The sequence below is a fragment of the Actinomadura verrucosospora genome (assembly GCF_039540335.1).
Lineage (GTDB): Bacteria > Actinomycetota > Actinomycetes > Streptosporangiales > Streptosporangiaceae > Spirillospora > Spirillospora verrucosospora.
Genome location: NZ_BAABEV010000028.1, coordinates 108026 through 117022 on the forward strand (window position 1 = coordinate 108026; position 8997 = coordinate 117022).

10 protein-coding genes are annotated in these 8997 nt (G+C 74.1%); 8 read left to right on the forward strand and 2 right to left on the reverse strand.

The features are described 5' to 3' along the window. Nucleotides 1-92 precede the first annotated feature (92 nt). A complete protein-coding gene (locus ABD944_RS26950) occupies nt 93-1052 on the reverse strand; it encodes an aldo/keto reductase (RefSeq protein WP_345181200.1) in 960 nt (319 codons plus the stop codon). A gap of 132 nt (nt 1053-1184) precedes the next feature. On the opposite strand from ABD944_RS26950, the gene ABD944_RS26955 reads away from it, so the two are divergent. Then, the gene (locus ABD944_RS26955; protein WP_345181202.1) at nt 1185-1805 is read left to right on the forward strand and encodes a hypothetical protein; all 621 of its coding nucleotides are present in this window, start codon (nt 1185-1187) and stop codon (nt 1803-1805) included. On the opposite strand, the gene corA is transcribed toward ABD944_RS26955, so the two are convergent. Next, nucleotides 1802-2773 carry a magnesium/cobalt transporter CorA gene (gene corA / locus ABD944_RS26960; protein WP_345181204.1) on the reverse strand — a complete coding sequence of 324 codons (972 nt, stop codon included), beginning with the start codon at nt 2771-2773 and terminating at the stop codon, nt 1802-1804. The two genes, ABD944_RS26955 and corA, sit on opposite strands and share 4 nt — an antisense overlap. Nucleotides 2774-2835: 62 nt before the next feature. On the opposite strand from corA, the gene ABD944_RS26965 reads away from it, so the two are divergent. From ABD944_RS26965 to mshC, 7 genes are all read left to right on the forward strand, one after another. Further along, the gene (locus ABD944_RS26965) at nt 2836-3549 is read left to right on the forward strand and encodes an MSMEG_4193 family putative phosphomutase (protein WP_345181206.1); all 714 of its coding nucleotides are present in this window, start codon (nt 2836-2838) and stop codon (nt 3547-3549) included. 10 nt (nt 3550-3559) lie between these two features. Then, entirely contained in the window at nt 3560-4108 is a 549-nt protein-coding gene (locus ABD944_RS26970) for a DUF3090 domain-containing protein (protein ID WP_345181208.1), read from the forward strand. Between the two features lie 53 nt (nt 4109-4161). Continuing rightward, nucleotides 4162-4953 (forward strand): SCO1664 family protein, encoded by a 792-nt coding sequence (locus tag ABD944_RS26975; protein WP_345181210.1) that lies wholly within the window; start codon nt 4162-4164, stop codon nt 4951-4953. A gap of 48 nt (nt 4954-5001) precedes the next feature. Further along, nucleotides 5002-5766 (forward strand): NRDE family protein, encoded by a 765-nt coding sequence (locus tag ABD944_RS26980; protein WP_345181212.1) that lies wholly within the window; start codon nt 5002-5004, stop codon nt 5764-5766. Nucleotides 5767-5926: 160 nt separating this feature from the next. Further along, nucleotides 5927-6895, forward strand: a complete 969-nt coding sequence (locus ABD944_RS26985; RefSeq protein ID WP_345181214.1) for an ABC transporter permease — start codon at nt 5927-5929, stop codon at nt 6893-6895. Between the two features lie 5 nt (nt 6896-6900). Further along, complete coding sequence (locus tag ABD944_RS26990; RefSeq protein WP_345181216.1) at nt 6901-7845, forward strand: ABC transporter permease; 945 nt, start codon at nt 6901-6903, stop codon at nt 7843-7845. A gap of 67 nt (nt 7846-7912) precedes the next feature. Then, nucleotides 7913-8997 (forward strand): cysteine--1-D-myo-inosityl 2-amino-2-deoxy-alpha-D-glucopyranoside ligase (gene mshC / locus ABD944_RS26995; protein WP_345181218.1); only part of this gene is annotated, 1085 nt, incomplete at its 3' end.

An 8997-nucleotide genomic window follows, 5' to 3' on the forward strand; every position in this document is an offset into this window, starting at 1 on the left:
CCGTCACGGCTGATCTCGGTTGGCGGTGGACCGTCCAGAGCGTGCCACGGACGGCCCCGGGGTTCACGGACGAATCACGGGGGGAGGACAGATCACGGGTGGGAGGCGGCGTCGGAGAGATCGGAGACGTCGTCCAGCGCGCTGCGGATCTCGTGCGGCAGGGTGACCTCCTCGCTCTCCAGGATCGCGCCGAGCTGCGCCGCGGTCCGCGCGCCGACGATCGGCGCGGCGACGCCCTCGCGGTCGCGGACCCACGCCAGCGCCACGGCGAGCGGGGAGCACCCGAGGCCCTCGGCGGCGGTCACCACCGACTCCACGATGCGGGCGCACTCCTCGTCCAGGTAGGGCTGGACGAAGTCGGCGAAGTGCGGCGCGGCGGCGCGCGACCCGGCGGGGATGCCGGTGCGGTACTTGCCGGTGAGGACGCCGCGGCCGAGCGGCGACCACGGCAGCAGCCCCGCCCCGGCGTCCAGCGCGGCGGGCACGACCTCCCGCTCGATGTCGCGGCGCAGCAGCGAGTACTCCAGCTGCGCCGACACGACCGGCGCGCGGCCCGGCCAGGCCCGCTGCCAGGCGGCGGCCTTGGCGACCTGCCAGCCCGCGTAGTTGGAGACGCCGACGTACCGGGCCCGGCCCGAGGAGACCGCCTCGTCCAGCGCCGAGAGCGTCTCCTCCAGCGGCGTGCCCGGGTCGTAGACGTGCAGCTGCCACAGGTCGACGTGGTCGAGGTCCATGCGGTCGAGGGAGGCGTCGAGGGCGTGCAGCAGGTGCCGGCGCGAGGCGTCGTAGCGCCCGTTCGGCCGGATCGCGGCCTTGGTCGCGACGACGAGGTCGTCGCGGTCGACCAGCTCGCGCAGCAGGTGGCCGAGGATGCGCTCGCTGTCGCCGTCGCTGTAGACGTCGGCGGTGTCGACCAGGGTGCCCCCGGCCTCGACGAAGGCGATGAGCTGCGCGGCCGCCTCGTCCGGGGCGGTGTCCTGGCCCCAGGTCATGGTGCCGAGTCCCAGCCGGGACACCAGCAGCCCGCTCCGCCCGAGGTGACGCTCCTTCATAGGCGGCCAATCTAGCGGTCCGGGCGAGCGGCGCGGAAAGCGAGCGGCCGCCCCGGCCGGGCGGGTCCGCGGCGCGAAGATCCTGGTGAGGATCTATTGCGGCGGGGCACCGCCGGGTTAGAGTTCGCAGCCATGGCGCCACCCCCGTTCTCGATGTACTCGCCGAAGACGCCGGAGGGCGACGGCGGGCCGGACGTGGCGCCGGTGTTCGGCGCCGGCCCCGGCGACGACCCCGGCTACCTCGCCTCGCTGCGAGGCGGCACCGAGCTCGGCCGGATGCGCCTGATGATGCTGGCGCTGCTGGCCGCCCCCGTCCTGATCCTGGCGATCGTGCCGCTGATCGTCGAGGGCGGCCCCGGAGACGGGCCGTCGTGGATCTACCTGCCGCTCGCGGCCGCCGCGCTGCCGGCCCTGCTCGCCGGGCCCCGCGCTCCGCGCCCGATGGCGCCGGGCGCCGACCCGGCCGCGGCGGCGCGGACCGCGCTGATGATGTTCCGGCAGGCCGTCCTGCTGCGGTTCGCGCTCGCCGAGGGCGTGATCCTGCTGGGACTCCCGCTGGCGATGGTCGCCCACAGCGAGCTGGTCTTCGTCGCGGGGTTCGTCATCGGCTACCCGCTGCTGGTCTGGCTGGCGCTGCCCACGCGCTCCGGCGTGGAGCGGATCCGCCGCCGCCTGGAGTCGCAGGACGCCGAGTCGCACCTGTGGGCGGTGCTCCTCGCCGCGCCCGCGTCCCCTCACGACTCCGGCGCCTAGAGCCAGCCGCTCTTGCGCAGGCGGCGGAACAGCAGCACGCACAAGACGGCCATCACCACGATGACCAGCGGGTAGCCGATGGTCCAGTGCAGCTCGGGCATGTGGTCGAAGTTCATGCCGTAGATCCCGGCGATCGCGGTGGGCACGGCGATGATCGCGGCCCACGCGGAGATCTTGCGCATGTCCTCGTTCTGCCGCTTGCCGAGCAGCGCCAGGTGCGCGGTCAGCACGCTGTTGAGCAGCTCGTTGTGCGCGTCGACCTGCCCGTCGACGCGCAGCAGGTGGTCCAGGACGTCGCGGAAGTACTCGCGGGTGGAGCCGCACTCGGCGACCCGGCCCTTCACGATCTCCTGCAGCACGGGGACGAGCGGGTCCTCGGCGCCGCGGAACTCCAGCACCTCCCGCTTGAGCGAGTAGATGTCGGCGGTGACGTCCCGGGCGTTCGGGTCGAACACGGCCCGCTCCAGCCCGATGATGTCGACCTCGACCTCGTGGGCGACGACGCCGTACCGGTCGACGACCTCGTCGCACACGGCGTACAGGACGGCGGTGGCGCCGTGGCCGAGCAGCTCCGGGTTGTCCTCCAGCCGCTTGCGGACCGGCCCGAGCGGGTTCCCGGCGCCGTGCCGGACGGTCACCACGAAGTCGCGGCCGAGGAAGACCATGATCTCGCCGACCTCGATGTCGGAGGTCTTGTCGACGTAGGCGAGCGTCTTCAGCACCACGAACAGCGTGTCGTCGTAGCGCTCCATCTTGGGCCGCTGGTGCGCGGAGACCGCGTCCTCGGCCGCCAGCGGGTGCAGGTTCAGCTCGTCCTTGACCAGCTCGAACTCGTCCTCGTCGGGCTCGAAGAGGCCGATCCACAGGAAGCACTCGCCGTCCTCGCGGGCGAGGTCGAAGGCGTCGCTGATGTCGCCCTCGATGTCGCGGCGCTTCCCGCCGGCGTAGATGGCCTTGTCGACGATCACACCACGCATTGTCGCGCATCCGGGGCGTCGGGACGTCCGAATGATCTCCTAGAGTGGCCGGTGTGACGACGCTTCTGCTGGTTCGGCATGGCCTGACCGCTATGACCGGCCCCGTGCTGGCCGGATGGACGCCCGGAGTGCGCCTGGACGAGCGCGGCCGCGCGCAGGCGGCGGCGCTCGCCGCCCGCCTGGCGCCCCTGCCGCTCGCCGCCGTCGTGTCCAGCCCGCTGGAACGCTGCGTCGAGACCGCCGAGGCCGTGGCCGCGGGGCGCGCCGAGAAGGTCGAGAAGGTCGAGACCGACGACCGGTTCGGCGAGGTCCGCTACGGCGACTGGACGGGCCGTCCCCTCAAGGAGCTGGCCGAGGAGCCGCTCTGGCGCGTCGTGCAGGCCCATCCGAGCGCCGCGCGGTTCCCCGGCGAGGCGGGGGAGGCGCTGGCGGACGCCCAGCACCGCGCCGTCACCGCCGTCCGCGACTGGAACGAGCGGATCGCCGCCGCCCGGGGGCCGGACGCGCTCTACGCCGTGTGCAGCCACGGCGACATCATCAAGTCGATCGTCGCCGACGCCCTCGGCCTGCACCTGGACCAGTTCCAGCGCATCCAGGCCGACCCGGCGTCGCTCACCGTGATCCGCTACACCGAGACGCGCCCGTTCGTCGTCCGGCTCAACGACACCGGAGGCGACGTCGCCGGGCTGATCCCGGAACCGCCGGAGGAACGTTCCGGGAAAGACGGACTCGGGTCGAGTGACGCGGTCGTGGGCGGCGGCGCGTAGGGTCGTTGTCATGCCCGTCATCTCCTACGATCCGCCGGAGCGCTTCGTCGCCGGCGCCGTCGGGCGCCCCGGCGACCGCGCGTTCTACCTGCAGGCGCGCTCCGGCCGCCGCGTCACCAGCGTCGGCCTGGAGAAGTTCCAGGTGACGCTGCTGGCCGAGCGGCTGGAGGAGCTGCTGGACGAGGTCCTGCGGCGCAGCGGCGGGGACGCCGACGTGCCCCCGGTCGCCCCCTCCGAGCTCAAGGACGACGGTCCCCTCGACCAGCCCGTCGAGGAGGAGTTCAAGGTCGGCACGATGGCGCTGGCCTGGGACCCCGACGGCGAGCAGGTGGTCATCGAGGCGCAGGAGGTCACCGAGTCCGACGAGGAGCCCGAGGTCGGCGAGGACGACCCCGCCGTCGCGGTGCTGCGGGTTCGGATCAGCGCGGCGCAGGCCCGCGCGTTCGCCGAGCGCGCCCTGAAGGTGGTCGCGGCGGGACGCCCGCCGTGCCCGCTGTGCGGCCTGCCGCTCGACAGCGAGGGGCACGTCTGCCCCCGCCAGAACGGATACCTCGGCTGAGATGACACCCCGCTGTGCTGGATCATGGACGACGTGGCCGGGAGAATGAACGCATGACGCAGTCCTCCCGGGGCCGGGCGCCCGCCGGCGACGCAGGCGGGCCGGGCGAGGCCGGGCGCGCGGTGTCCCCGCGCGACGCGGCCGCCGCCGAACGGCTGCTGTCCGCCGGCCGCCTCGCCGTGGAGGGCCGGCTAGTCCAGGCGTCCAACGCCACCCTCTACTGCGCGATCGAGCACGACGGGGTCTCGGCCAACTGCGTCTACAAGCCGGTCGCGGGGGAGCGGCCCCTGTGGGACTTCCCCGACGGGACCCTCGCCGAGCGGGAGGTCGCCGCCTACGAGGTCTCCAAGGCGATGGGCTGGAACACCGTCCCGCCCACCGTCCACCGCGACGGCCCCTACGGGCCCGGGATGGTGCAGCTGTGGGTGGAGCCCGACCCCGGTGTCGACCTCGTCGGCCTGTCGCGCTCCGACGACGAGGCCGTCCGCCGGATGGCCGTCTTCGACGCCGTCGTCAACAACGCCGACCGCAAGATCGGCCACCTGCTGCCGCCCGGCGACGGCCACGTGTACGGCTGCGACCACGGCGTCTGCTTCTCCGTCGAGTACAAGCTGCGCACCGTGCTGTGGCAGTGGCGCGGCAAGCCCCTGACCCCGGAGGCCGTCGAGGCGCTCGGCCGGGTCGACGCGGGGCTGCGCGGCGGCGCCCTCGGCGCGCGGCTCGCCGAGCTGCTCACCGCCGAGGAGGTCGACGCCACCCGGCGCCGCGTCGAGCTGATGCTCAAGCACCGCATCCACCCCTACCCGCCCGAGGACTGGCCCGCCATCCCCTGGCCGCCGCTGTAGCCCGCCCCCGCCGGGATCGGCGCACCGGTGGAATGCTCCAATTGGGGCATGTGTACGGCGATCATCAGTGTCGACCCGTCCTCCCCGGTTCCGGTGCTCCTCGTGGGCGTGCGCGACGAGTTCACCGCGCGCGCGTGGGAGCCGCCCGCCCGGCACTGGCCGGACCGCCCCGGCCTCGTCGGCGGCCGCGACCTGCGCGCGGGCGGCACCTGGCTGGCGGTGGACCCCGGCGCGCCGCGGGCCGCCGTCGTGCTGAACGGCCGCGGCGCCATGGCGCCCGAGGCGGGCCGCGCCTCCCGCGGGGAGCTGCCGCTGCGGGTCGCCGCCGACGGCAAGCTCGGCGGGCCGGACCTCGCCGCGTTCGACCCGTTCCACCTCGTCGGGGCCGAACCCGACCGGGTGCGGCTGTGGAGCTGGGACGGCGCGGCCCTGACCGAGCGCGGGCTCGGACCCGGCCTGCACATGATCGTCAACAGCGGGCTGGAGGGGGAGGGCCAGCCGGAGGGCGAGACCGAGGACGCCTACATGGCGGCGCGGCTCGCGCACTTCCGGCCGCTTCTGGCCGCCGCGCCGCGCCCCGAGCCGCGCCTCGAGGACACCGTGGAACGGGCCTGGGGCGCGTGGCTGCCGCTGGTGGACGGCGGCGGCCTGCCCCGCGCCGACCACCGCGCCCTGCTCCCCCTGCTCGACCTGGGCGACGGCCGCGTGTGGGGCACGACCTCCGTCAGCCTCGTCGCCCTCGGCCGGACCGGCGTCCGGTACGACTTCTCCGCCGTCCCGGGCGACCCCCACGCCTGGAGCCGCGTGCGCTGACAGGGACCCGCCCTGCCCACTTGCCGGCTCCGGCTGCGGAACATGACGCTCGGTGCTAGTTTGACTACCTAATGCGATCTTCGTCGGGGCGAAGCCGCCCGCGAAGGGTCATCGGCAGACGGGGAGTGCGGATGGCAGCGGTGGCACGCGCGGCGGCGCGATGAGCAGTTACGCCGAGGTCGAGACCCGCAGGCCGAGGGCGGCGCCGGACGAGGCCCTGCCCGTGGAGGGCCGCACCCCCTGCCAGCTCGCCTGGACCCGGTTCCGCCGCGACCGGCTCGCGGTCGCGGCGCTCGCCGTCCTCGCGCTGATCCTGGCGTTCGCGGCGCTGGCGCCGCTGTGGGCGCACCTGACCGGCCACCCCTACGACGCGACCTTCCCGCGCACCGGCCTGGACGCCGGAGGGCAGCCGCGCGGGCCGGGAGCGCGGTTCCCGCTCGGCGCCGACCAGCTCGGCCGCGACGTCCTCGTGCGCGCCGCCTACGGGGCACGGATCTCCCTGGCCGTCGGGATCCTCGCGGCCCTTCTCGCCTCCGCCGCCGGGACCGCCGTCGGAACCCTCGCGGGGTTCGCGGGCGGCGCCCTGGACGCCCTGCTCGCCCGGCTCATGGACATGATGCTCGCCCTGCCGTACCTGCTCGTGGCCATCGTGCTGGCGACCACGTTCCAGATCACCTCGGTCGCCGCCAGCCTGAGCATGACGATCCTGATCATCGCCTTCTTCTCGTTCGCCGCGGTCGCCCGCGTCATCCGCGGACAGGTGATCACGATCAGGCGGCGGGAGTTCATCGAGGCGGCCCGCGCCCTCGGCGCCTCCGACGTCCGGATCATGTTCGGCGAGGTCCTGCCGAACCTGTCCGCGCACGTCACCGTGCTGACCTCGCTGCTGGTCCCGGCCTCGATCGTGTTCGAGGCGACGCTGTCGTTCCTCGGCGTCGGGGTGCGCCCGCCGATGCCGAGCTGGGGGTCGATGCTCGGCGAGGGCGGCGACGTGTTCCGGACGGCCTGGTGGCTGCTGGCCGTCCCGGGCGTCCTGCTGCTGGCGACGACGCTGGCGTTCAACCTGCTCGGCGAGGGCATCCGCGACGCCTTCGACCCGCGCGGCGACCGCGCGCCCGGGGGGCGGTGAGGCGCGTGGCGCGGTTCGTCCTCCGCCGCCTGCTGTACACGGTCGTGGTGCTGTGGATGGCGGCCACGCTGGTCTTCGTGTTCCTGCACGTCTCGCCGGTCCCGGTGGAGCGCGTCATCGGCGGGCCGCGCGCCACCGCCGACACCCTCGGCCAGATCCGCCGCAACCTCGGGCTGGACCGCCCCGTCCTCGTCCAGTACTGGCGGTTCGCCGGACGGCTGGTGCGCGGCGACCTCGGCGACTCCTACATCAACGGCGTACCGGTCACCAGCCTGATCGGCCAGCGCCTCCCCACGACGCTGTGCCTGGTGGCGGGCGCGGCCGTCCTGTGGTTCGCCGGCGGCGTGCTGCTCGGCGTGCTCTGCGCGATGCGGCCGCGCGGCCTCGGTGACCGGGCCGCGACCGTGTTCGTGCTGGTCGGCCTGTCCACCCCGCCGTTCGTGATGGCGCTCGCGCTGCTGCACGTGTTCTCCGCCGGGCTCGGCGGCGGCGCCGCCCACCTGTTCGAGGCGGGACCCCCGCTGCAGGAGCACTTCCTGCGCCGGATGGTCCTGCCGTGGATCGCGCTGGCGTTCCTCATGATCGCCACCTACACGCGCCTCACCCGCGGGGCGATGCTGGACGTGCTCGGCGAGGACTACGTGCGGACGGCGCGGGCCAAGGGCCTGCCCGAACGCCGCGTCGTCGGCCGGCACGGGCTGCGGACGGCGCTGGCCCCCGTCGTCACCCAGCTCGGCATCGACCTCGGCGCGCTGGTCGGCTCCACGATCGTCACCGAGAAGGTGTTCGGGCTGCAGGGCGTGGGGCAGCTGGTCTACCAGTCCATCGCGCTCGGCGACACCCCGGTCGTCATCGGGGTGACGCTTCTGGTGACGTCGTTCGTCGTCGTCGCGAACCTGCTGGTCGACATCGGCTACTCGGTGCTGGACCCGCGCGTCCGGCACCGCTGAGGACGCGCCCGGCGGAAGCCGTGATCTCGGATTCATGCCGCGAAGTACGCATGGATAAGCTTTCTGTATGCGATCGTGGCCCGCCTCCGAAGTCCCCAGCCTCTCCGACGCGGGACTGCCCGCCGCGACCCGGCCCCTCAGCCTGCACGACACCGGCACCGGGACGACGCGCCCCACGTCCCCCGGCGACACCGCCCGGATGTACGTGTGCGGGATCACCCCCTACGACGCGACGCACCTCGGCCACGCCAACACCTACCTGGCCTTCGACCTCGTCAACCGGGTGTGGCGGGACCTCGGCCACCGGGTCCACTACGTCCAGAACACCACCGACGTCGACGACCCGCTCCTGGAACGTGCCCAGCAGACCGGGGAGGACTGGCGCGAGCTCGCCGACCGGGAGATCCAGCTCTTCCGCGACGACATGACCGCGTTGCGCGTCCTGCCGCCCGACCGCTACGTCGGCGCGGTCGAGGCGATCCCGCTGATCATCGAGATGATCGAGAAGCTGCGCGGCCGGGACGCCGCCTACGAGGTGGACGGCGACGTCTACTTCCCGATCGCCTCCGACCCGGCGTTCGGCGGGGTCAGCAGGCTCACGCGGGAGGAGATGGCGCCGCTGTTCGCCGAGCGCGGGGGAGACCCGGACCGGCCAGGCAAGCGCGACCCCCTCGACGCGCTGCTGTGGATGGCGCGGCGGCCCGGCGAGCCCGGGTGGGACTCGCCGTTCGGGGAGGGGCGCCCCGGCTGGCACGTGGAGTGCTCGGCGATCTCCATCGAGTACCTCGGCATGGCCTTCGACGTCGAGGGCGGCGGCTCGGACCTGGCGTTCCCCCACCACGAGATGAGCGCCTCGCACGCGCAGGTCGCCACGGGGGAGCGGCCGCACGCCCGCGCCTACGTGCACTCCGGCATGGTCGGCCTGGACGGCGAGAAGATGTCCAAGTCGCGCGGCAACCTCGTGTTCGTGTCGAAGCTGCGGGAGTCCGGAGCCGACCCGATGGCGATCCGGACGGCGCTGCTGGCCCACCACTACCGCTCCGACTGGGAGTGGACCGCGGACGCCCTCAACGAGGCGGCCGCCCGCCTCGGCCGCTGGCGCGCCGCGGCGGCCCGGCCGTCCGGCCCGCCCGCCGCCGCGCTGGCCGCCGG